Genomic DNA, 23160 nt, shown 5'->3' on the forward strand with positions numbered 1-23160 from the left:
CAAAAAGTTTCGTTAGGCATTTGCTCACGTTGAGCAAGTCTCAAAAAATTATTTTGGCGTTTGCTCAGTTGTTAGCAAGCCTCAAAAAATTATTTTGGCGTTTGCTCAGTTGTTAGCAAGCCTCAAAAAAATATTTTGGCGTTTGCTCAGTTGTTAGCAAGGCTCAAAAAATTATTTTGGCGTTTGCTCAGTTGTTAGCAAGTCTCAAAAAATTATTTTGGCGTTTGCTCAGTTGTTAGCAAGCCTCAAAAAATTATTTTGGCGTTTGCTCAGTTGTTAGCAAGCCTCAAAAAATTATTTTGGCGTTTGCTCAGTTGTTAGCAAGCCTCAAAAAATTATTTTATCGTTTGCTAAGTTGTTAGCAAGGCGTTTTTATTTTCTTTAGCCCATGGTGTTGCTGCTGAGCACAGGGAAGGGGGCGGAGTCTGCCGTCAATTTCGTTGGTGCAGCACAAGAAAAAGCGAGGCAGGCACAGCCAGTTGGCATATTTTTGCTAACTTTGCGGCTAAAGATTTTAAGCATATGAAGTTTTTACGCAATTTTATTTTCCGCGCCAGTTGTGCCATAGCCATTGGCGTGTTGCTCATTGAATATCGCGAAGAGATTGTGCGCTGGATTGTCATCACCATCGGCGTGTTGTTTTTTCTTGCCGGCATCATCGCTTTGGTGGGCTATTACACCGCATCGGCAGCTGCGCAACAAGTTTCCGACGAGGTGGAAACGTCGGCCAGCGGCACTTCGAACACGCTTCAGCTCACCCCTTTCGTGGCCGTGGGTAGCATCATTTTGGGAGCTGTGTTGGCTTTGCTGCCCGACACATTCATCACGACCTTGGTGTTTATTTTGGCCGCATTGCTCATCATCGGTTCCATCAATCAGTATGCCAACCTTGCTGCCATCGCCAAGGTGGTTAAGGTGGGACTGTTTTATTGGCTCATGCCATCCATTCTTCTCATCATTGGTGTGGTGGCCATCGCCTATCCGTCGGCCGTGGCTTCGTCGCCCTTTTTCATCGTGGGATGGTGCTTGTTGCTCCATGGGGTGATTGAATTGATTGATGGATTGAAGATTTATCGTTGTCGCAGGGCCATGGCTGCTCGTCAAACCGATGAAGCTACAGCTCCCGAACAGACTTTGCTCGAGGAGAAGCACGAGGACGACGAAGCATAACACCGCAGCGCATAGAAAACAATGGTTGATTTTTCACATTTCAATGCTACAGGCGAAGCACGCCGCGAGGAACTAATTCGCAGCATTGAGCACGCTGTTGAGCAGTTGTCGCAAGGTGAATTAGAGGCGCTCTATTATGACATGCTCACCAAAGGTTTAATCGAAAATTAGAATGAAACACGAGAATAAACACGTCATGCACGAGCTCAAAGACTATCTCTCCATAGCCTTAGCCATGGTCATCGGCAGTTTGGGATGGGTGGTGTTTCTCTTGCCCAATCACATCACCATCGGCGGTTTGCCGGGCATCTCGTCGGTAGTTTATTGGGGCTTTAACATTCCCGTGCAATACACCTACGTGGCCATCAATATTTTATTGCTGGCTGCATCGTTGAAGACGCTGGGGTTTAAATTCTGTTTGAAAACCATTTATGGCGTGGGTTGTCTGACGCTTTTCACCACGTTTTGGCAGGCGTTGATTGGCGAGAAGATATTTTTTCAAAACGATCCGTTCTTGGCTTGCGTCGTGGGTGGTTTGCTCATGGGCATTGGCTCGGCTCTGAGTTTGTTGCACAACGGCAGCACGGGCGGCAGCGATGTCATTGCGGCCATGATCAACAAATATCGCGACATCTCTTTAGGCCACATCATTCTGGCTTGCGATTTGTGCGTCATCACGTCGAGCTATTTCGTCACCCATAGCTGGGAGAAAGTCATCTATGGCTACATTGTGCTCGTGGTGCTGTCCTACACGGTCGACAAGGTGGTGAATGGTTTGCGCCGGTCGGTGCAGTTTTTTGTCATTTCCGACAAGTATGAAGAGATTGGGCGCTTGGTGAACAACGAGGCCGACCGTGGTTGCACCATCATCGATGCACGAGGTTTCTATTCGGGCAAGCGCGTGGGCATGCTCTTCATCATTGCCAAACAGAACGAAAGCCACAACATTTTTAGCATCATCGAACATGTCGACCCACAAGCATTCGTCAGCCAGAGTGCCGTTTCGGGCGTTTATGGTTTAGGTTTCGACCGCATGAAAGTGGGGCGGAAACGCATCAACAAACAAGCAGGAAACAATGACGCATACATCGAAAATCGATTATAACGCACTCGCTGCGCAGCCCGTTGCACTGCTCCTCTCAGGCGGTGTCGACAGCAGTGTGGTGCTCCACGAGTTGGTGAGCCATGGTGTGAAGCCCGATTGCTTCTACATCAAGATTGGTCCCGAGGAGCAAAGCGAATGGAATTGCAACAGCGAAGAGGATGTGGAGATGGCGACAGCCGTGGCCCAACGCTATGGCTGCAAGCTTGAGATTGTGGATTGCCACTGCGAATATTGGAACCAAGTGACGCGCTACACCATGGAAAAGGTGCGCGCCGGCTACACACCCAATCCTGACGTGATGTGCAATAGGCTCATCAAATTTGGCGCTTTCGACGAGAAAATGGGTCACGATTATGCCTTCATCGCCACGGGACATTATGCGCAAACCGAATGGATCGACGGCTGCAAATGGCTCACAACAAGTCCCGACCCAGTGAAAGATCAAACCGATTTCCTCGCGCAAATTTATAGTTGGCAGCTGCAAAAAGCCGTCTTTCCCATCGGGCATTTCGTGAAAGACGAAGTGCGCGAAGTGGCCGAACGCGAACATCTCATCAACGCGCGCCGCAAGGATAGCCAAGGCATCTGCTTCCTCGGCAACATCAATTACAACGAATACATTGAGCGCTATCTTGGCGAAGCGCCTGGTGACATTGTGGAGTGGGAAACCCACCAACGAATTGGGCGGCATCGTGGGCTGTGGTTTCACACCATTGGTCAGCGCAAAGGTTTAGGCTTGGGTGGTGGACCATGGTTCGTGGTGAAGAAAGATATGGAGCAAAACACCCTCTACGTCAGCCACGGCTACGATCCCGAAACAGCCTATCAGCAGCAGTTCAGGGTGCACGATTTCCATGCCACCACCTATTGTCCCGAAGGCATGGCGCAGCCCACATTGCCCGCTCGCATACGTTTCAAAATACGCCACACACCCGACTATCTGCCGGCACGGTTAGAACCCACGGGCGAAGGCTCCTTCATCCTCCATGCCGATGCAAAGATTCACGGTGTAGCCCCCGGCCAATTCTGCGTCATCTACGACGAGCGTCACCACCGCTGTTTCGGCTCGGGCGAGATTACATTATAATCTTAATGATAAAAAAAATCGTCAGCAAGGTTGTTGTTTCACAAAAAGTAACTAACTTTGCAGCCGTTAAGATGCAAGTTTTGAATATGACAAAGCAACAATTCCAGGTAGCAATTCCGGCGCAAAAGAATTTCACTTTTGCATGGTTTTTTATGCCTTTTTATTTGGTCAATTCAAATAATTGTGTAACACACACACACACACACACACACACACACACAGGAGCGAGACCAATATAAAGGTACGCGCGACGCGCGCGCAATATACAATAAAAAGTCTTATAAACAAAGGGTGTGCAAGAAGTTTTTTATAAACTTTTTGCATGCCCTTTTTCGTGGAAAAAATCGAGCCGTTTACGCTCAAAAGTTATGCATTGCACTAACTCAAAATCATAATAAATTCAAGTAACAATGAAGAAGAGATTGTATGAAGTGCCCACATGCACGGTCATTCCTATCGCGACCGAGCACTATTTGTTGGGCGAAAGTGGACCTAAGGTGCAACCTGGAGGTGGAAATAATGGCCACGTCACGATTGAAAACCCCAGCGAAGATAATGAAGATACCGAGATCTCGGGTGCCAAACGCTGGGGCGGTGGATGGGAAGAAGAGGACTAAACCCTTGTCCCACCAAAGTAGATAACAATTTAAAAAGGTAATCAATGACAAGAAAATATTTCTATAACAACAGACTGCGGCACGTCCTTCCATTCGCTGCCGCAAGTTTTACGGTCGGCCTTGCACTGTTTGCTTGTTCCGACAAAGATATTGATTCGAATGACAACAACGGCAAGGCGCTCGTCGCTTTTAATGTTTCGGAAAAGCAAGACGAGGCGCAAGCTGCGGCCAAGGCCGCACAACCGATGACGCGCGCAGCCTTTGCCAACCAATTAGCATTGCAAGACCTTGCTCCCGAAGACCTCACAATGCAGAAACTGCCCGTGCAAGGCAAAGCCGGTGCGGGACTTTGTTTGATAGAAACCACACTCCCGGGTGTGCCCTCTCAGCTTGAAGCTACGGTGCAAACGCGTGCCGACATCACAACCCTGCCCAACATGGGCAACTTCTCAACCACGGCGCTCTATGGTTCGTCGGACACAAGCCTCGAGCCTTGGTTCTACGACAAGGATACGAAGAAGGACGGCAACCTTGTTACCCCCATCTATTGGGATTGGCTGAAGAATCACGGTTGCTTCTATGCGGTTTACCCGAAGCCCGACAACAACAAGATAAAGCTCTCGCCGGCAAGCCACACAGGCACGCCCTATGTGGATTTCGAGGTAGAGCCGAATGTCACCAACCAAAAAGATTTGATGACGGCCTGCTCGGGCAACGTGCACACCGATATTGGCACGATGAGTGCCACGGCACCGCGCACCGACCTTACTTTCCGCCACGCCTTGACCGCGGTGCGCTTCAAAGTGGGACAAAACCTTTCTTACAGCAAGCACATCACCAAGGTAGAAATCGTTGGAGCAAAGAGCAAAGGCAAATACACCCTGCCTACCGACAAAAACCACACCGGTGCATGGGATGCTTCCTCGCTCTCTGCGCCTGCAACGTTTACACTTGACGGTGTGAGCGTAAGCACATCCGAGGCAGTAAACAACATCATCGTGGGCAAGCCCGGCGACAACTATGTGTTCTATATGATTCCGCAAACGCTTACGGGCGTGCAGGTGAAAGTTTATTTTGACAATGCCCCAACTCCCGCCATCACCGCCAACCTCTCGGGTACATGGAAGCCCGGCACGACGAAGACCTATGCGCTGTCGCAGAATACGTCGACATGGCAGTATGAACTGACCGTCACGCCACCTGCCCCAGCAGAATATAATGCCACTGCAACGGGCAATTACAAGATAGAAAGCTATCGCGAAGACCCGGTGAGTCACACCAAACAAGCTGTGCCTTGGGAAGTGGTGGGCTATGACACCAACGGCGATGGCACTTTCTCGATGACCGAGCCACTGCCAAGTTGGTTTACGGGACTGACCGCGCCCAATGGCAATGGCAGCATAACCTCAGCAGGCGAGACGGGTGTAGCCAACTTGGTGCCCGAGGCTGCAAGCACAAACAAATTGGCAGCGATGAATGCCGCTTTAAAACAGAATCCACAGGGCGATGCATCAGACTATTACGACCTGTCGACACACGACATCAAGGGTAATACTACTTTGCGCAATACGGCCAACTGTTATATCATTTCCCACCCGGGCTATTATAAAATTCCTCTGGTTTATGGCAACGCCATCAAGAACGGTGGTAAGAATGAAAGTGCCTACCAAACCAGTAATACCGGGACTTTTATTCTGACGCACTTTAAGGATCACAACAACCAGGACATCACCGACCCTTGGATTACACAAACCAATGGAGGTGTCAATGCACCGAATGGGGCGAAATTGGTTTGGGCAGACGAAAGCGGACTTGTAACCAACCTTGCCGTGACGGGCAGTGGCAACAATGCCTTCGTGCAGTTCGAAGTGCCTGCCGCAACCATTAAAAATGGCAACGCCGTCATCGCTGTGATGAAGAATGGCATAGTCGTTTGGTCGTGGCATTTGTGGTTTACTCACGACGATGCGCTCAACACCACTGCTTGCTGGAACTATCAGAACAAACGATATGATTTCACTCAAGAGCCACTCGGCATGAAATACACCGCTTGGACAGGAACCACCTATACCTTGCCCCGCAGCATCAAGGTGAAAGTCAGACAAACAAAGGGACAGATTTCTCCTGCAACGCGTACAGAGGCTGTTCTCACCATTACACAGAAGCCGGGCAATGTGCGACAGGGTAGCACTACCCTCTACCAGTTCGGCCGCAAGGATGCCATGCCGGGCGTACAGACCGTGAGCGACGGCTCTTTCACACCAAATGGCGGTAACAACATGTCCATTCAGAACGGCATCCGGCATCCCGAGAATTTCTACAATAGTGGGCCAAGTTGGTATAATAATCCTCCAACAGGTTACTCTTACTACAACCTCTGGTCGATGGACAACACCACTACAGGTTATAACGACAACGCCGTGGTCAAGACTATCTACGATCCCTGCCCCGCAGGTTTCCACATGCCCGCCTCTAACGCCTTCACCGGTTTCACGACGAATGGTCAGAATTATGGGCCAATGAATGTAAGAGGTGCTTGGGACTACGGGTGGAACTTCAACAACAAAATCACTTCTCCCGATGCCGCCGTATATTTCCCCGCTTCGGGTTATCGCGGCTACGGCGGCGACGGTTCGCTGCGCTTCGTGGGCGACTACGGCTACTATTGGTCGGCAGTCCTGCGCAACACGAACTACGGTTGCCACCTGGGCTTCAGCCTGTGGGACGTGTACCCGCAGGGCGGCGACTATCGGGCGAACGGGTTCTCCGTCCACCCCGTAGCCGAACCCAAAACGAGGGTGACGCCGAAACTGCCGGGCTCGACCGAGGAAGACTGGAGCAACAACGAAGACCTCGATGCCGGCGATATTGATATTTAACAACACAAAAGCAGAAAGAACAATGATGAACATAAAACAAAACAAAGGCCTCTTCGCCCTGTTGCTGTTGGCTGTGCTGACGGCATGCACCAGCGAAGACAACATCACCACCAGCAAGCAACTCATCGAAGTGGGAGGCGACAAGCTGAAAATAGTCATCAACGAAGAGCCATTCGATGTTGAGACAACCACCCAGACACGTGCGGGCGGAATGGAACAATCCATTCCCGCGGGCACGGTTGATTTGGGCGACGGCCTCGAAGCCGAAGTCTCCATCAGTCAAGGCACCCCCGCTCCCAAGACGCGCGCCACCGTGGTGAGCGACGGGCACTACAACATCTACGCCTACGATGCCAACACCAACCAAATGCTCATCGGCCCCAACAAGAAGCTATCGGGCAACGTGGTGGGTGGCGTTTTCACCCCCGATGCCGGCTCACGCTTAGAGTTGGAGGCCGGCACCTACAAGTTTGTTTGCTGCACGGACGGCGTCTACTTAGATCCGACTTATGGAACCGGAAATATGCCCTTTTGGGGGATCAACGTCAAGAAAGAAATGATTGGTGCAACAGCCCCGATCACCCTTTCGGGCGACGAGCAACAGATTGTCTTCCTGATGTATCACCGCGAGGCACGTGCTCGTTTTCGAATAACCGGCTACACTAATCAGCTCACCAATGTACAGTTAGTGATGGAATTTTGGTCAGCCAGTAGTCATTATACTTACCTCAGAATTCCAACCGGATTTCAAGGTCCTGGCACTGCAATGGGGGGTCTTGTTTCCGACACCTACACCATGCCTTCAACGCCCACGCAGGCATCGGTCACCTATCCATTAGCCAACGAGTTTTTGAGTGACTACAAATATCTTAGTTGGCTGAAAAATCCTTGGGAAGACATAAATTTAAGGATCTCAGGCACCATCTATGGCAAGACGGTGAGCAAAACCGTTAATTGTCGCTTCGATCACAACACTGTGCTCAAAGAAAATGGCACCTACACCATCAACCTCAAGCTCAAACCCACCCCCGCCCTCTATCTCTTTGAAGACGGCAGTTGCGGCGCATTGGCCGAGAAGGGATCGCGCACACCGATTGCAGCTGTGGTGAAAGAGAAGACAAATAGCGAGGAGGGCACGGCCATGGCACTGAATGTCGTAGACACAGGTGATACACCGATGAATTTTAATAAGCAAAAGTTCTCTTTCGCAGATGCTGTAAATGATATGAACGGCTATTATTACACATGGAACAGCGAGAGCACTCCCAATGGCGATGTCAAAGCAACTGCTATAGGTGGTGGGTTTATCCCGAATGCTCCCTCTTATCAGGGCTTCTATCAGGCGGCACACTATGATCCCGGTGTTGCAACAACGAATGTTGGCAAATGGTATCTGCCAGCTTTGGGCGAATGGCGTTTGGCACTGAAAGAGTTAGGAAAAGTGGATATTGCAGACATGGTTCCTACGTGGACAATCTATGGTAGCAGTTTTGTGTCTTGGAATAAGAGTGTCATGGAAAAGGTGTTTACACCTGTTGGCGGAACGGCATTAAGTGGATACCCACTTCGCGAAAGTAGCACAGCGTATGATGGTTTCGGTTTAACTTATTATTTAGATATTGAAAATAACGGAATTTCTATTTCTTCCGAGAGTCATAACAACCACCCTGTTGTCCCTTTCATCCATTTCTAAACAATGAATGGTATTGCTGGAACGCGGCCGATGTGGCCGTTGATCATGGGCGGATTGCACGTGGATGGATGATGTCGTTTAATGGAATGATGCAAAAAGATGTATGATGAAGATGGGTAGGGGCGGTGCCTATGTGCCCGCCCGTGTCGCCCTGCAAGGGCGCATCCATCGTTCCTCCCCCGCACACAATGCGTGTATTTTTGGTATAAAAACGCCGCTGCGCGGACGTTCGGGCGGGCACATAGGCACCGCCCCTACCATTCCAACACGTGCCGCCATTCTGCAGAGATGAAAACAAAAATTTTAATGCTCGCAGTAATGCTGCAAGCACTGAAACGCGAAAATATTGTTCCCGCGCCACGCGGTGACGATAAAACGGCAAAAATATTGTTCCCGCGCCGCGCGGTGACGATAAAACGCGAAAATATTGTTTCCGCGCCGCGCGGTGACGATAAAATGGCAAAGATATTGTTTCCGCGCCGCGCGGTGACGATAAAACGGCAAAGATATTGTTTCCGCGCTGCACGGCGACGATAAAATGGCAAAGATATTGTTTCCGCGCCGCGCGGTGACGATAAAATGGCAAAAATATTGTTCCCGCGCTGCACGGCGATGATAAAACGTGAAAAACAATGCTTTCAAGTAACGCTGCAAGCATTGAAACGCAAAAATAACAACGAACAAAGAACAATTTTTTTTATTTAATACATTAAAGGCATTTCATGATGGTTGATATCCAAAAAGTTGATTTAGTGGGCATCAACAATGGCGCGCACTATGAGTTTATGAAGGTGGCGAGCGACCGTTTCGCGACGGAGACGGCGCTGAGCACAAATGCTGCGGCGAAAAAGGCTATCGAGGCGTTGGCGGCCGCGGTGAAGGAGGAGGATCGCTGTTTGGTGATTTCGCAAAAGAGCCTCATCACCGACGACATCAAGGCGGCCGACGACAAGCGCGACAACATTTTTCGCGGGTTGCGCAAATCAATTAAGGGATTGACAGATGCGCCCGTGGCCGATGTGGCGCAGGCTACGAAAGAACTGCAACAATGTTTGGTGGATTATCGCATTGACCCTGCGATGCAGTTGGACCGCGAGACGGGGCTGCTGCACAATTTCATTGCCGACCTTGAAACAAAGTATGCTGCGCAGGTGACGAAGCTCGGGCTCACGCTGTTCGTTGCGCCGTTGAAGGAGGCCAACGCCAAGGTGGAGCAGTTCATCGTCGACCGCACCACGGCACAATCGGCCGTTGCCGCCGGCGAACTCCGCCAGGCACGTTTAGCTACCGATGCCGCCTATCGCCACCTCGTGAAGTTCGTCAATGCATTGGCGATGGTCTCGGGCACCACTGATTACGACGCGTTAGCCAAGTTCCTCAATGAGCACATCGACCGCTATAAACACGAGGTGTTGCCGAAAAAAAGAAGGGTGGCAAGAAGCCGTCGGATGGCGAAAAGAAGCCCGGTGACGGTGGGAATAAGCCCGATGGCAAGAAGCCGGGCGGTGATGCTGCAAAGCCGGGTGACGGTAAAGACAAGCCGGGCGGAAAAGGTCAGGGCGATGCCACGGTGACACCGAAATCATAACTTGTTTCAAAACAAATGGCGTCATCCACGGTGACACCGAAATCATAACTTGTTTCAAAACAAATGGCGTCATCCACGGTGGCGCCCAAAGAATAATTTGTTTTAAAACAAATGATGTCATCCACGGTGATGCCGAAATCATAACGATACACACACTTTTTTATTTCAAAGAATAGGGGCGGGAGTGCGCGATGCATTTCCGCCCCCGATTTTTTTTGTGCACGCTGGGTTGTGGTGTGTTTGTGACGGGCTTAAAGCGTGTGATGTTCCGCCTTACTTCCGCTTGTGCGCCAAACACAAAAACAGGCGCTTTTACGGGCCAATAGCTACTGGTTAACAACGCAAACAAGCGCAAATTCCGCGAAAATCAATGATAGATGAAGTGGCGCGGGCATGTTTTTTGACGAAAGATGGCCGAAATAATATTTTTATTACTATTTTTGTAGCCAATTTGAACAGCGTACAAAGAAAAATAACTAAAAAAAGAATAAATTAAAATGGCAGCATTAGGAAAAATCAGAAGTAAAGGTGCCTTGCTGATGGGAATCATCGGTTTGGGCTTGTTTTCCTTCATTGCCGAAGAAGCATTCCGTTCGTGCGAGTCGTCTCGCAACAACGAACGCCAGCAAATCGGCGAAGTTTTAGGTGAAAAAATCAATGTGAACGATTTCCAAAAATTAGTTGATGAATATACCGATGTCATCAAAATGCAACAGGGAACCGACGCGTTGAACGATCAACAGCTAAACCAAGTGAAAGACATGGTTTGGAACACCTATATCCAAACCAAGATTGTGGAGAACGAAGCAAAGAAATTGGGCTTGCGCGTCACCGATGAAGAGATGCAAAATGTGCTGAAACAAGGCACCAACCCCATGCTGATGCAGACTCCGTTTGTGAACCAACAGACCGGCCGTTTCGATGCCAATGCGCTGCAGAAGTTCTTGGCCGAATATGACACGCAACGCAATGCCAATCCGCAGATGGCACAACAATATGAAACCATCTACAAATATTGGACATTCATTGAAAAGACCCTGCGCCAGCAACTGTTGGCACAGAAATATCAGGCACTGCTGGCACATTGCATCTTGTCGAACCCTGTGGCAGCGAAGATGGCGTTCAACGAGGAAAACCAGGAGAGCCAAATTCAGCTGGCTGCCTTCCCCTATAACACCATTCAAGACGACAAGGTGAAGATCAGCGACAGCGATTTGAAAGAAAAATACAACAAGCTGAAGCCCCGTTTCCGCCAATATGTGGAAAGTCGCGACATCAAATATATCGACATTCAGGTGACTCCTTCGCAGGCCGACCGTGCTGCTTTGCAAAAGGAATTTGCAGGCTATGCCCACGATTTGGCTACGGCTGAAGACCCAGCCAACGTGGTGCGCAAGAGTGCTTCGTTGGTGAACTACTTGGGATTGCCTCTCACCAAGGCGGCTTATCCTGCCGATATCGCGGCGAAGCTCGATTCCATGTCGGTCGGACAGACCACGGCTGTAACCGAGAATAAAATGGACAACACGCTCAACCTCGTGCGTTTGCTGGCGAAACAGCAACTGCCCGACTCCATTGAATACCGCCAAATTCAAGTGGGCGGTGCCAACATTGACGCGGCACGCAAGACGGCTGACTCTATCTACACCGCGCTTTCGGCTGGTGCCGACTTCGAAGTCATTGCGAAGAAATACGGACAAACGGGGCAAAAGACTTGGTTGACCAGTCAGCAATATCAAGCTGCGCCGTCGATGGACAACGACACGCGCGACTATCTCATGGCGCTCAACACCATGGGGGTGAACCAAATTAAGAACATCGCCCGACCACAAGGCAACATCATCGTGCAGGTGCTCACACGCAAAGGCATGACAGAGAAATATACCGCAGCCGTTATCAAAAAACAGATTGAGTTTTCGAAGGCCACTTATAGTGCGGCTTTCAACAAGTTCTCTGCATTCGTGAGTGCCAACGCAAAGGCCGACGACCTGTTGAAGAATGCGGCAAAGAGCGGCTATCGGGTGCAAGAGGCACGCGACATCACCACATCGACTCACTATTTGGCTAACATCCACGGCACACGTGACGCCCTGAAATGGCTCTTCGAAGCCAAACAAGGCGATGCTTCACAAATGTTTGAATGCGGCGACAACGACCACTTGCTCATTGCAGTGCTCACGAAAATCAATCCTGTGGGCTATCGCAGTTTAGACGACGCGCAAGTGAAAGACGTGGTGCGCGCCGAGGTGTTGAAGGACAAGAAGGCCGACATGCTCAAACAAAAGTTGCAAGGTGTGAACAGCATTGCTGCGGCTAAGGCAAAAGGTGGTCAGGTGATGGACATCAACCAAATCACTTTCGCTGCACCGGTCTTCGTTACAGCGTTAGGAGTGAGCGAGCCAGCCTTGAGCGGTGCCGTTTATGCTACGGCCAAAGGCAAATTCACAACACAACCTGTGCAAGGCAATGCCGCTGTTTACGTGTTCCAAGTAACAAACAAAGTAATGCGCCCAGGCAAGTTTAACGACAATGTCATGGAGCAGAAACTGCGTCAACAGGCATTGCAGAACGCAGGCAACTTTATGAACGAACTCTATCTCAACGCCAACGTGGTAGACAACCGTTATCTGTTCTTTTAATGATAACTCACATTTAAATTATAAGTAATATGGATTCAAATTTATTATTATCGACCTACGGAAAGTACTTCCCCGAGGAGCGCTTTGCCGATGTAAAAACCATTCTTGAGAGCATGAGCGAAGACAAACAAGCTGCCCTCGCCATGGCAGGCTTTAAAGATCCCACCATAACTCTCATCATCTCGCTTTTAGGTGGCGGTTTAGGAATTGACCGTTTCTACATTGGCGACACAGGATTGGGCGTTGCTAAACTCCTCACCTGTGGTGGATTAGGCATTTGGAGCATCATCGATTGGTTCTTAATCATGGGCGCTGTTCGTGAAAAGAATTTCCAAAAGCTCCTTGCATTGGCTTAATATCAAACAAGAGTTGCGCATACTCTTCATGCTGTATTGCGCAGCTTTTTTATGGCTTATCGCACAAGCGATAGGCCATTTTCATGTGGTGGTGTGCCCGTTTCGGCTCATCACCTCGCTCCCTTGTCCGGCATGCGGCACCACACGCGGCATGCTTTTGCTCGCACAAGGACATGCGCTTGCAGCACTGAAAAGCAACCTCAATCTGCTCTTCATCGTTCCGGCGATGATGGTCTACACGTTTTCACTCCTTAGTGATGCCTGCTTCAACACCCGTTTTGTGCTGCGAAACTACCTACGGTTCCGATTGTTTTTCATGCATAAGACCGTCTTGATAGTATTCTTCATGTTTGAAGCCTTCGTGTGGCTCACCCATTTCGTTTGGAATTGAAGGGCGAGCCACACAAAAGCAATGGGCATTAACGTTGCACAAGCGCTAATGCCTGCGCCATCTCTTGCTGCAACTTCTGGGCAGCCGCCGCAGCCGCTTCGGCAAAATCGTGACCGGTGCCGGCGTAAAGAATGCCACGCGAGGAGTTGACCAACAGACCGCAATCTTTCGTCATGCCATATTTGCACACCTCTTGCAGACTTCCACCTTGCGCACCTACACCGGGAACCAACAGAAAATGATGGGGAACAATACGGCGAATGTCTTCGAACAGTTTGCCTTGCGTGGCCCCCACGACATACATCAGATGCTCATCCGAGCTCCACGCCTGACTGGTTTCCAACACTTTCTCAAACAAACGCTGCCCCGTGGTGAGCGGCGCAAATTGAAAATCCTTGCTGCCCGGATTGCTGGTGAGCGCCAACACAATCACCCACTTTCCAGGATAACCCAAGAAAGGTTTCACGCTGTCTTCGCCCATATAGGGTGCCACGGTCAGCGCATCTACGGCATAGGTTTCGAAAAACGTTTTGGCATAGCGCGCACTGGTATTGCCGATGTCGCCGCGCTTGGCATCGGCGATGACGAAATGGTGCGGACAGTGCTCCTTCAGATAGTCGATGGTGCGTTCAAAGGCCTGCAATCCCTTGAGCCCGTAGCACTCATAAAAAGCCAAGTTGGGTTTGTAGGCCACACAAAAAGGTGCCGTTGCATCGATGATGGCCTTGTTGAATTCGAAGATAGGGTCGTCAGACGCCTGCAAATGTGCGGGAATCTTCTCCACATCGGTATCCAAACCGACACAGAGAAACGACTTCTTCTGAAAAATCTGAGAAATAAGTTCTTGCTTGTTCATACGCTTAAGAGTTTTGCTCAAAGGTAATAAGAAAAAGCGAACGAGCGAAATTCTGTCCGCACTATCCTGCTACAGGCACCCCAAATTCTCGATGGGTTGCGGCAAAATTGCGCTACATCAACGATAACGCTACGCGCGATTAAAAAAAATGCCAATTCCTTTGCAAGCTATTCAATCTTTCCTTATCTTTGTGCCGCGAATTAGATTGTATTTAAATAGCATTAGAACGTATGAAAAAGTTATTATTTGTGGCCATGACGATACTTTTGGGTATCGCGGGCTGCGCACAAAATTCAGTTGTAGACACATTGACGGCGCAAAAAGAAGCGTTGAAACTGACGACAAAGTTGAATAAATTGCAGCTATCTTATGAAAAGGAGAAAGCCAATTACAGCAAGTTGAATGAAGAGGTGGACAAGCTCAACGCCGAGGCAAATGCAGCGACCGCAGCTTTCAACACCTCGAATGCCTCGAACACGGTGAAAGATGCTAAGGAGACGATTAAGCAGCTTAAGGCCGCGAAAAAGGCCAACAAGAAATTGGAAAAGAGCCAAAAGAAACTGCAATGTTATGAGAAGAAGATTGCCAAGACGAAAGAGAAGCTCGACAATTTGAACAAGCGCGTGCTGTTTGTCAACCAATAACGGCCATTCATAACATCATCAAAGCGCCGTGTTCGCCAATGAACACGGCGCTTTTTTGTTTTTCTTCTGCGGCGACTGCGCTTCTCCAAAGCGGATGGCAACGCAGGTCTCAGGCCTATGCTGTACGGGGGAGCGAATGGTTGTTCCCCGCTCGAAAATTGAAAATCCCCCCGGGGACTAATGCGTTTTTGTTTGAAAATTGAAAAATCCCCCGGGGACTAACGTGTTTTCGTTTAAAAATTGAAAATCCCCCCGGGGACTAACGTGTTTTTGTTTGGAAATTGAAAATTCCCCCGGGGACTAACGCGTTTTTTCTTTGAAACGGATTAGATACGCTGTAACTAACGCGTTTTTTCTTTGAAACGGATTAGATACGCTGTAACTAACGCGTTTTTTCTTTGAAACGGATTAGATACGCTGTAACTAACATGTTTTTTCTCTGAAACAAATTAGATACGCTGTAACTAACGTGTTTTTTCTTTGAAACAGATTAGATACGCTGTAACTAACATGTTTTTTCTTTGAAACAGATTAGATACGCTGTAACTAACGTGTTTTTTCTCTGAAACAGATTAAAGACACCGCATCTAACGCGTTTCGACTCGGGAACGTTAAGAATGAAGGTTCAGGATAGCTCCGTCTCCTTTAGTTTTTCAGCGTTCTCGGCCACGGTGAGCGCATCGATCATGTCTTGAATGTCGCCGTTGAGAAAACCTTGCAAGTCGTGGGTGGTATAGCCGATGCGATGGTCGGTGACGCGCCCTTGCGGAAAGTTGTAGGTGCGGATTTTGGCCGAACGGTCGCCCGTAGACACAAGGCTTTTGCGTCGGTTGGCAATGTCGTCTACATATTTTTGGTGCTCACGGTCGTGAATAAAGGTGTAGAGACGGCTCAGCGCGCGCTCTTTGTTTTTGGGCTGGTCGCGCGTTTCGGTACATTCAATGAGTATCTCTTCCACCTCGCCCGTGTTGGGATTTCGCCAGGGATAGCGCAACCGCACACCCGACTCTACCTTGTTCACGTTCTGTCCGCCGGCGCCGCTCGAGCGGAAGGTGTCCCATTTGATGTCGCCTTCGTTGATGTTGACTTCGAATTTGTCGGCTTCGGGCAACACAGCCACTGTGGCAGCGCTGGTTTGCATGCGTCCATTCGACTCGGTAACGGGCACGCGCTGCACGCGATGCACGCCACTTTCATATTTCATCGTGCCATAGACATCGGCACCACTGATGGCAAAATCAATCTCTTTATAGCCTCCCACGGCTCCCTCGGAAACGTCGGTCACGCTGAGTGTCCAGCCTTTGGTGTCGCAATAGCGCTTGTACATGTTGAACAAATCGCCGGCAAAGAGCGCCGCTTCGTCGCCACCTGTTCCGGCGCGAATTTCCATTTGCACATTCTTTGCATCCTCGGGGTCTTTCGGCACCAGCAGCAACTTTATCTCTTCTTCTAATTGAGGTTGCAGCGCTTCGTTTTCGGCCAGCTCTTCGCGTGCCATGTCCTTGATGTCGTTGTCGCTTTCGTTGGCCAAAATATCCTTGGCCTCTCGGATAGCATTGAGGCAGGCGATGTAGCGTTTGCGCGCATTCATGATGTCGCCTAAATCCTTCCATTCCTTGGTGAGTTTCACGTAGCGCCGTTGGTCGGCTATCACATCGGGGTCGGTGATGAGCGTGCTCACCTCTTCGAAGCGGCTCTCCAACCCATCTAATTTCTGAAGTATGTTGTTGTTATCGGGCATATCTTTTTACCTTTTATCTCTGTTATAAATCTTTGTTTTGTGTCTATTGATACTCGAATGTTCCGTAGGGCGAAACAATCGTGAGACGCTTTTCGCCGGCTTCCACGCGGCCAACAATCTGCGCATCGACCTTGAAACTGCGGCTGATGCTGATGAGTTCGTCGGCGACCTGGGGCGTAACATAAAGTTCCATGCGATGTCCCATGTTGAACACCTGATACATTTCGCGCCATGCAGTGCCCGAACTCTTTTGAATGGCTTGGAACAAAGGCGGAAGCGCGAAGAGGTTGTCTTTGACGACATGGCAGCCTTGGCCCACGAAATGGAGCACCTTCGTTTGTGCGCCTCCCGTGCAATGCACCATGCCGTGGATGTTTTGGCGTTGCGCGTCTAACATGCGTTTGATGATGGGGGCATAGGTGCGCGTGGGCGAAAGCACCAGTTGAGCTGCGTTGAGCGAAGTGCCGGGCACACTGTCGGTGAGTGCATATTGTCCGCTATAAACCAATGCTTCGGGCACGTTGTGATCGAAACTCTCGGGATATTTCTCGGCCAAATACTTGGCAAACATATCATGGCGGGCACTCGTAAGCCCATTGCTGCCCATACCTCCGTTGTAGCGGTGCTCATAGGTGGCTTGCCCCGTGGAACTCAATCCCACGATAACATCGCCCGGCCGGATGTTTCGGTTGTCAATCACATCGGCACGACGCATGCGGCATGTGACGGTCGAGTCGACAATGATGGTGCGTACCAAGTCGCCCACATCGGCCGTCTCGCCACCGGTAAGCGTGATGCCGATGCCCATAGCACGCAGTTCGGCCAAGAGTTCCTCGGTGCCATTGATGATTGCCGAAATGACTTCGCCCGGAACAAGCAATTTGTTACGGCCGATGGTGCTCGAAACCAAGATATTGTCTACGGCTCCGACGCAGAGCAAATCGTCGGTATTCATCACGATGGCGTCTTGCGCAATCCCTTTCCAAACACTCAAGTCTCCCGTCTCCTTCCAATATAAATAGGCCAGCGATGACTTGGTGCCCGCCCCGTCGGCGTGCATGATGTTGCAATAGGCTGGGTCGTTGCCCAGAATATCGGGCAGAATTTTGCAAAAAGCTTGTGGGAAAATTCCTTTATCGATGTGCTTAATGGCGTTGTGCACATCTTCTTTCGCAGCACTGACACCGCGTTGCATGTAACGATTGTCCATTGATAATGTTGTTTAAAGGGGATGGGGTTATTGTTGATGCCAAAAGTTCCAGCTCTCAAAAGCTTGCAGAAGCAGCATTTCTAAGCCATTCTTCACCAAGGCGCCACGCTCAATGCCTTTCTGCATGAAGCGCGTCTCGTCGGGATTATAGATTAAATCGTAAAGCAAATGATGGCTGCCCATAGCGTCATAAGGAAGTGGTGGACACGCATCGGCTTTGGGATACATGCCGCAGGGGGTGCAGTTGACCACTACATGATAGTCGCGAATGAGCTCTGGCGTCACCTCATCATACGTGATGGCATCTGCCTTGGCCGTTCTGCTCACAAACAAGGTCTCTAAGCCCAACGACCTTAAGCCATAATGAATGGCCTTGGCCGATCCGCCTGTACCCAAGATGAGGGCTTTTTTGTGGAAACGCTCGAGCATGGGTTCTATGCTCTTTGTAAAACCAATCACATCGCTATTGAAACCTTTCAACAGCGTTTTACCACCTTTATGCTCCACGCGAATAACATTCACAGCACCAATGGCACGCGCTTCTGGCGTTATATCATCCAAGAAACTGATGACGGCCTCCTTGTAAGGCAGCGTTACATTAAGCCCCTTCAACGTGGGATTTTGCGCCAAGACCTCGGGTAACGACGCGATATTCTCGATTTGGAAATTGCAATATTGTGCATCAATACCTTCGTTAGCAAACTTCTCATTGAAGAAACTTATCGAGAACGAGTGTCCCAAGGGATAGCCTATGAGTCCAAATGTTTCCATTAAAATAGGCGAAGAATTATTTTGTTGCTAAATAAAGTGTGCAGACTCCGGCCGTTAAACGCTTGAAAGATACCGCTTGAAAGCCCGATTTCTTTAGAATATCCACCATTCTTTCGGCCTGTGGGAAAGCCTCTATGGTGTGTGTGAGATAGCTATATGCACTGGAATCTTTCGAAACCAGTTTGCCATAGAGTGGCAAAAACGTGTGCGAATAAATCGCAAAAAGCTGCTTCATGGGGAAGGATATGGGCTGCGTTAATTCGATAATACATAAATGTCCTCCCGTTTTAAGCACACGACACATCTCGCTCAACCCTTTATCTAAGTCTTGAAAGTTGCGAATACCGAACGCTGCGGTAACGGCATCGAAATGGTTATCGGGGAAAGTAAGTTGCGTGCAGTCTTCCTTTTTAAACTGAATGATGTTTCCAAGCCCTTCGCTTGCCACTTTCTCTGCACCAATCTTCATCATCCCTTCGCTGATATCCACCGCCCATAACTGTTGCGGATGGAGCATCTTTGCTGCCAAAATAGCAAAGTCGCCCGTACCTGTTGCGATGTCTAACATACATTGAGGGGCGAAAGGTTGCAGCTTTTGGATGGCCTTTTTTCGCCATCCTCGGTCTATATCCCACGACAAACGATGATTTAAGGTGTCGTAGGTGGGAGCGATGTTATCAAACATCTCTTCCACCAACTTTCCTTTTTCGGCATCCTTTCCGTAGGGTTTTATCTCTTCTTGCTTATACATTCGCGGAATATTTCTACACGCAAACAAAGTTAACGCGACTGCAAATAGGCGGTCACATGCTGTTCTATGCGCGTAGCAATGTCGCCTTCTTCGGTTGTTCTATCAAATTTTTCACCCGTGATATGTTCGTAGAGCTCTATATAGCGCTCGCTCACACTGTTTGCATATTCATCGGTAATCTCGGGCATCTTTTGTCCTGGCTCATTCATAAAGTGATGTTCAATGAGCCACTGGCGCACAAACTCTTTTGAAAGTTGCCGTTGCGGCTGACCCGCTTTGAACTTTTCTTCGTAGCCTTCTGCATAGAAATAGCGACTGGAGTCGGGCGTATGAATCTCGTCGATAAGATAGATTTTCCCATCACGTTTACCAAACTCATACTTTGTGTCGACTAAAATCAATCCCTGCTTAGCAGCAATCTCTTGCCCCCGCTTGAAAAGACGACGGGTATAGTCTTCGATAACCTCGTAATCTTCCTTGCTTACAAGCCCCTGACGAATAATCTCTTCTTTCGAGATATTGAGGTCATGTCCCTCGTCAGCCTTGGTCGTTGGTGTTACAATAGGCTCAGGGAAACGCTGATTTTCACGCATTCCATCTGGCAATTTCACGCCACAAAGGTCACGACATCCTTCTTGATAGGCACGCCAAGCACTACCTGTAAGGATAGAACGGATAATCATCTCCACACGGAAGCCCTCGCACTTCAAACCCACTGTGACCATAGGGTCGGGCGTAGCAAGTTTCCAGTTGGGGCAGATGTCAGCTGTGGCATCTAAAAACTTCGCCGCAATTTGGTTGAGCACTTGTCCTTTAAAAGGAATTCCTTTGGGCAACACCACATCGAAAGCCGATATTCTATCGGTTGCCACCATTACCATGAGGTCGTCGTTAATGTTGTAAACATCGCGCACCTTCCCGTGATACACACTCTTCTGTCCATTGAAATGGAAATCAGTTGTTGTTAATGCTTTCATCTTGATGATCAATTTATGTCGTTATCTATATGGTCTATAAACGTTGTATAATGTTCGTCATCGTTGCCTTTTTCCTTTCCTGACTTACTTTTAGAGCTGGCTTTTTCAGCTGCAACCTGCACTTGTTTGTCGTATGCAGCATAGGCATCGACGATACGCGTAACGAGCTTGTGACGCACAATGTCTTTCTTATCAAGATTTACCACTCCAATCCCTTCGGTGTCATGCAGAATGTGGAGTGCCTCTTTCAAACCACTACGCTGCTCACGCGGCAAGTCTATCTGCGTCATGTCTCCCGTGATAATCATCTTCGTATTCCATCCCATGCGCGTAAGAAACATTCTGATTTGTTGTGGAGTGGTGTTCTGAGCTTCGTCTAAGATCACCACAGCATCGCTCAAGGTACGCCCTCGCATAAAAGCTAACGGCGCGATTTGAATGATATGCTTCTCCATCATATCTTGCAACTTCACGGCGGGTATCATGTCTTCCAACGCATCATAGAGGGGTTGCAGATAGGGATCGATTTTATCTTTCATGTCGCCCGGTAAAAAACCTAACTTTTCTCCTGCTTCTACTGCCGGGCGACTCAAGATAATCCGCTTGACAACTTTATCTTTTAGTGCACGCACAGCCAACGCAATGCTCAAATAAGTCTTTCCCGTTCCTGCAGGACCAACAGCAAATACCATATCGCAATGCTCATAAGCCTCAACCAATTTTTGTTGATTTTCAGATTTGCTTTTAATGGGACGCCCCGAAATACTATAAACCAACACACCTTTCACAGCATCGTTCTTTGTCTTTCGTCCCTTAATGATGTCTAAAATATCTTCGTCGGTAAACGCATTATATTTGAGCACATGGCGTTGCATACTTTCCACGCATTCTTCAAACTTAGCCATCTCATCCTCATCACCCAAAACACGAATAACATTATCGCGTGCAACAATGCGCAGTTTGGGAAACAGTGATTTTATCATTTGTAGATGACTGTTATTAACGCCATAGAAAACAACGGGGTCAATATCCTCTAAAACAATATGCTTCTCGATCAATGTGTAGCTACTAAAATTTAGCTGCAAATTTATGTTATTTTTTTGAGAGTACCAAATATTTAGTCTACCTTTGTCTATCGAAAAAACAACCTTTTCGTAGGCATGAAGATTTCAAAAAACAGATTTCTGTTGGGAGCAGGATTTGTCATTCTATTGCTGGGAATTATGCGTTGTGCCGCGCCCCACACTGCTAAGCAGCAAGTTTCAGGAACAACACATCCAGAGACGATTGATATTCAAGATGATTCTGCCTTGCAATCCTTTAACGGGCAAGCAGCTGACACACAAACTGTACAAGTTGTTTTGGCTTATCCTAAATTCTTTCATGCAGATGGTCGCTTGGTAAAAAACCGCATCTATAGTGTACCTAATTTTGGAAAGGCCTTCCCCGATCAAAATGATGTCCAGCTCATTTCTGCACAAAAATATGGTGTTCGCCCTGTGCAAAACCGTCAAGAGGCTGAGCATCGCAAAGGTGAACTAACCTATATTGGGAGCAATCCTTATTATTATGTGGACAATTTGAAATCGAGCATTCCTTATTTAGTACCACGTGCAGCCATATTGCTACAAGACATTGGGCGCAACTTTTTCGATTCGTTACAAATAAAGGGAATCCCACTGCACAAGATTATTGTCACAAGCGTAATGCGTTCGAAAGAGGATGTACAAAAACTTCGCAACCACAACCGCAATGCAACACAAAACAGTTGCCATCTTTATGGCACAACCGTTGATGTGTGTTACAACCGTTATAAAACGGTGGAGACAACCCAAGAACCACGACGAAAGGTGCGCAACGACACCTTAAAATGGGTTCTTAGTGAGGTGCTTAACGACCTACGCCTGCGAAATCGCTGTCATATTAAATACGAAGTGCATCAAGGTTGTTTTCACCTCACCGTAAGATAAACAATCCGAGACCTCTGCAAGACCTACCATCCTCTCAATTTTCACTTATATACTCTTAGAAGAATGAATATTTTTGGCCAAGAGATGACGTTGGAGGTTATTTTTGAGTTATTGCTGTTCAGTAAAACTTTTATCTCCCAATCTATATAAGAGAAATCATTTTTAATACGACATATTTTGACATCAAATCCCAGATATAAGTCATTTTCTAATAAAAACAAGCGTTTAGATAATGCTTATTATTTGCAATTGAAATACAAACCCTCATAGAGTAAAAACGCCTATATATCGCCCATCGCAGGTATTGTCCTAAAAAGTGTGTAACCATAATTTCCCATATCTTCCATTTTGTTCAAAATTATTCACTCTTTTTCCAGCATCTCCATTGATAGACTTTCCTTCGATATGTCGTCTGTGTTTCTTCCATTGCAACAGATGCCAATAGAAATAAAACCGATTGACTTGACGGCATTGCAGCTCTCATCTTGATGGTTCTTTTATACTTTCTGTTGAGCCGCTCAATCCAATTCGTCGTATAAATGCATCTCTGTACTTCTACAGGGAAGTCCATATAGGTGAAATAAGCAATATTACGCTCGGCTTTATATTTGCGTAACACGGGGTATTTCTTTTCCCATCGGTTTACAAAAGTAATAAAATGTTCATAACCTTGCAAAGATTTGCGCTCTTTGTTCTCCAAGGTGAATACTTCATT

23 protein-coding genes and 1 pseudogene are annotated in these 23160 nt (G+C 48.4%); 15 read left to right on the forward strand and 9 right to left on the reverse strand.

Annotated features, from left to right (window positions below):
- Window positions 1-522 precede the first annotated feature (522 nt).
- The 10 genes and pseudogenes from HMPREF9431_RS00265 to HMPREF9431_RS00300 all read left to right on the forward strand — a co-directional run bounded on the left by HMPREF9431_RS00265 (window position 523) and on the right by HMPREF9431_RS00300 (window position 10139).
- Window positions 523-1170, forward strand: a complete 648-nt coding sequence (locus HMPREF9431_RS00265; RefSeq protein WP_004379023.1) for a DUF308 domain-containing protein — start codon at window positions 523-525, stop codon at window positions 1168-1170.
- 21 nt (window positions 1171-1191) lie between these two features.
- On the forward strand, window positions 1192-1341 hold the full coding sequence (locus HMPREF9431_RS13100) for a hypothetical protein (protein ID WP_004379024.1): 150 nt from the start codon (window positions 1192-1194) through the stop codon (window positions 1339-1341).
- A 1-nt stretch (window position 1342) separates the two neighbouring features.
- Entirely contained in the window at window positions 1343-2275 is a 933-nt protein-coding gene (locus HMPREF9431_RS00270; protein WP_004379025.1) for a YitT family protein, read from the forward strand.
- Entirely contained in the window at window positions 2247-3362 is a 1116-nt protein-coding gene (gene mnmA, locus HMPREF9431_RS00275; RefSeq protein ID WP_004379026.1) for a tRNA 2-thiouridine(34) synthase MnmA, read from the forward strand. Before HMPREF9431_RS00270 ends, mnmA begins: the two co-directional genes overlap by 29 nt.
- Before the next feature lie 410 nt (window positions 3363-3772).
- Window positions 3773-3979 carry a hypothetical protein gene (locus HMPREF9431_RS00280; protein ID WP_004379027.1) on the forward strand — a complete coding sequence of 69 codons (207 nt, stop codon included), beginning with the start codon at window positions 3773-3775 and terminating at the stop codon, window positions 3977-3979.
- Between the two features lie 44 nt (window positions 3980-4023).
- Window positions 4024-6858: a fimbrillin family protein gene (locus HMPREF9431_RS00285; protein WP_004379028.1), complete on the forward strand. Its 2835-nt coding sequence runs from the start codon at window positions 4024-4026 to the stop codon at window positions 6856-6858.
- A gap of 22 nt (window positions 6859-6880) precedes the next feature.
- Window positions 6881-8551, forward strand: a complete 1671-nt coding sequence (locus HMPREF9431_RS00290) for a hypothetical protein (RefSeq protein WP_004379029.1) — start codon at window positions 6881-6883, stop codon at window positions 8549-8551.
- Between the two features lie 106 nt (window positions 8552-8657).
- Window positions 8658-8843: a hypothetical protein gene (locus HMPREF9431_RS12020; RefSeq protein ID WP_196794572.1), complete on the forward strand. Its 186-nt coding sequence runs from the start codon at window positions 8658-8660 to the stop codon at window positions 8841-8843.
- Entirely contained in the window at window positions 8840-9088 is a 249-nt protein-coding gene (locus HMPREF9431_RS12025) for a hypothetical protein (protein ID WP_081463294.1), read from the forward strand. The genes HMPREF9431_RS12020 and HMPREF9431_RS12025 overlap by 4 nt, the downstream gene beginning before the upstream one ends.
- Window positions 9089-9276: 188 nt before the next feature.
- Window positions 9277-10139 (forward strand): annotated as a pseudogene (locus HMPREF9431_RS00300) (DUF6261 family protein).
- Here HMPREF9431_RS00300 and HMPREF9431_RS00305 read toward each other — a convergent pair.
- Window positions 10106-10291, reverse strand: a complete 186-nt coding sequence (locus HMPREF9431_RS00305) for a hypothetical protein (RefSeq protein ID WP_040560582.1) — start codon at window positions 10289-10291, stop codon at window positions 10106-10108. The pseudogene HMPREF9431_RS00300 and the gene HMPREF9431_RS00305 overlap by 34 nt on opposite strands.
- 345 nt (window positions 10292-10636) lie before the next feature.
- On the opposite strand from HMPREF9431_RS00305, the gene HMPREF9431_RS00315 reads away from it, so the two are divergent.
- Genes HMPREF9431_RS00315 through HMPREF9431_RS11935 form a run of 3 tightly spaced genes read left to right on the forward strand, consistent with a single transcriptional unit; the run spans window position 10637 to window position 13525 of the window.
- A complete protein-coding gene (locus HMPREF9431_RS00315; RefSeq protein ID WP_004379034.1) occupies window positions 10637-12778 on the forward strand; it encodes a peptidylprolyl isomerase in 2142 nt (713 codons plus the stop codon).
- Window positions 12779-12807: 29 nt separating this feature from the next.
- Entirely contained in the window at window positions 12808-13134 is a 327-nt protein-coding gene (locus tag HMPREF9431_RS00320) for a TM2 domain-containing protein (RefSeq protein WP_004379035.1), read from the forward strand.
- A complete protein-coding gene (locus HMPREF9431_RS11935) occupies window positions 13097-13525 on the forward strand; it encodes a DUF2752 domain-containing protein (RefSeq protein ID WP_004379036.1) in 429 nt (142 codons plus the stop codon). Before HMPREF9431_RS00320 ends, HMPREF9431_RS11935 begins: the two co-directional genes overlap by 38 nt.
- Window positions 13526-13553: 28 nt before the next feature.
- On the opposite strand, the gene pyrF is transcribed toward HMPREF9431_RS11935, so the two are convergent.
- On the reverse strand, window positions 13554-14381 hold the full coding sequence (pyrF, locus tag HMPREF9431_RS00330; protein ID WP_004379037.1) for an orotidine-5'-phosphate decarboxylase: 828 nt from the start codon (window positions 14379-14381) through the stop codon (window positions 13554-13556).
- Window positions 14382-14611: 230 nt separating this feature from the next.
- Between pyrF and HMPREF9431_RS00335 the strand changes: the two genes are divergently transcribed.
- The gene (locus tag HMPREF9431_RS00335; RefSeq protein WP_004379038.1) at window positions 14612-15025 is read left to right on the forward strand and encodes a hypothetical protein; all 414 of its coding nucleotides are present in this window, start codon (window positions 14612-14614) and stop codon (window positions 15023-15025) included.
- Window positions 15026-15650: 625 nt separating this feature from the next.
- Here HMPREF9431_RS00335 and prfA read toward each other — a convergent pair.
- From prfA to HMPREF9431_RS00365, 6 genes are read right to left on the reverse strand one after another with little or no spacing between them, the layout of a single operon-like run.
- Window positions 15651-16766, reverse strand: coding sequence for a peptide chain release factor 1 (gene prfA / locus HMPREF9431_RS00340; RefSeq protein ID WP_004379039.1), 1116 nt, complete (start codon window positions 16764-16766; stop codon window positions 15651-15653).
- A gap of 43 nt (window positions 16767-16809) precedes the next feature.
- Complete coding sequence (locus HMPREF9431_RS00345; RefSeq protein ID WP_004379040.1) at window positions 16810-17976, reverse strand: AIR synthase related protein; 1167 nt, start codon at window positions 17974-17976, stop codon at window positions 16810-16812.
- Between the two features lie 27 nt (window positions 17977-18003).
- Complete coding sequence (locus tag HMPREF9431_RS00350) at window positions 18004-18747, reverse strand: shikimate dehydrogenase family protein (protein WP_004379041.1); 744 nt, start codon at window positions 18745-18747, stop codon at window positions 18004-18006.
- Window positions 18748-18763: 16 nt separating this feature from the next.
- The gene (ubiE, locus tag HMPREF9431_RS00355) at window positions 18764-19498 is read right to left on the reverse strand and encodes a bifunctional demethylmenaquinone methyltransferase/2-methoxy-6-polyprenyl-1,4-benzoquinol methylase UbiE (protein WP_004379042.1); all 735 of its coding nucleotides are present in this window, start codon (window positions 19496-19498) and stop codon (window positions 18764-18766) included.
- Window positions 19499-19527: 29 nt separating this feature from the next.
- A complete protein-coding gene (locus HMPREF9431_RS00360) occupies window positions 19528-20475 on the reverse strand; it encodes a phosphoribosylaminoimidazolesuccinocarboxamide synthase (protein WP_004379043.1) in 948 nt (315 codons plus the stop codon).
- 8 nt (window positions 20476-20483) lie between these two features.
- The gene (locus tag HMPREF9431_RS00365; protein WP_040560585.1) at window positions 20484-21533 is read right to left on the reverse strand and encodes a PhoH family protein; all 1050 of its coding nucleotides are present in this window, start codon (window positions 21531-21533) and stop codon (window positions 20484-20486) included.
- Window positions 21534-21635: 102 nt separating this feature from the next.
- Here HMPREF9431_RS00365 and HMPREF9431_RS00370 point away from each other — a divergent pair, with 102 nt between their 5' ends.
- Window positions 21636-22445, forward strand: a complete 810-nt coding sequence (locus tag HMPREF9431_RS00370; RefSeq protein WP_004379045.1) for a DUF5715 family protein — start codon at window positions 21636-21638, stop codon at window positions 22443-22445.
- Between the two features lie 358 nt (window positions 22446-22803).
- On the opposite strand, the gene HMPREF9431_RS00375 is transcribed toward HMPREF9431_RS00370, so the two are convergent.
- Window positions 22804-23160 (reverse strand): IS256 family transposase (locus tag HMPREF9431_RS00375; RefSeq protein ID WP_004379046.1); only part of this gene is annotated, 357 nt, incomplete at its 5' end.

The organism is Segatella oulorum F0390 (assembly GCF_000224615.1).
Classification (GTDB): Bacteria; Bacteroidota; Bacteroidia; order Bacteroidales; family Bacteroidaceae; genus Prevotella; species Prevotella oulorum.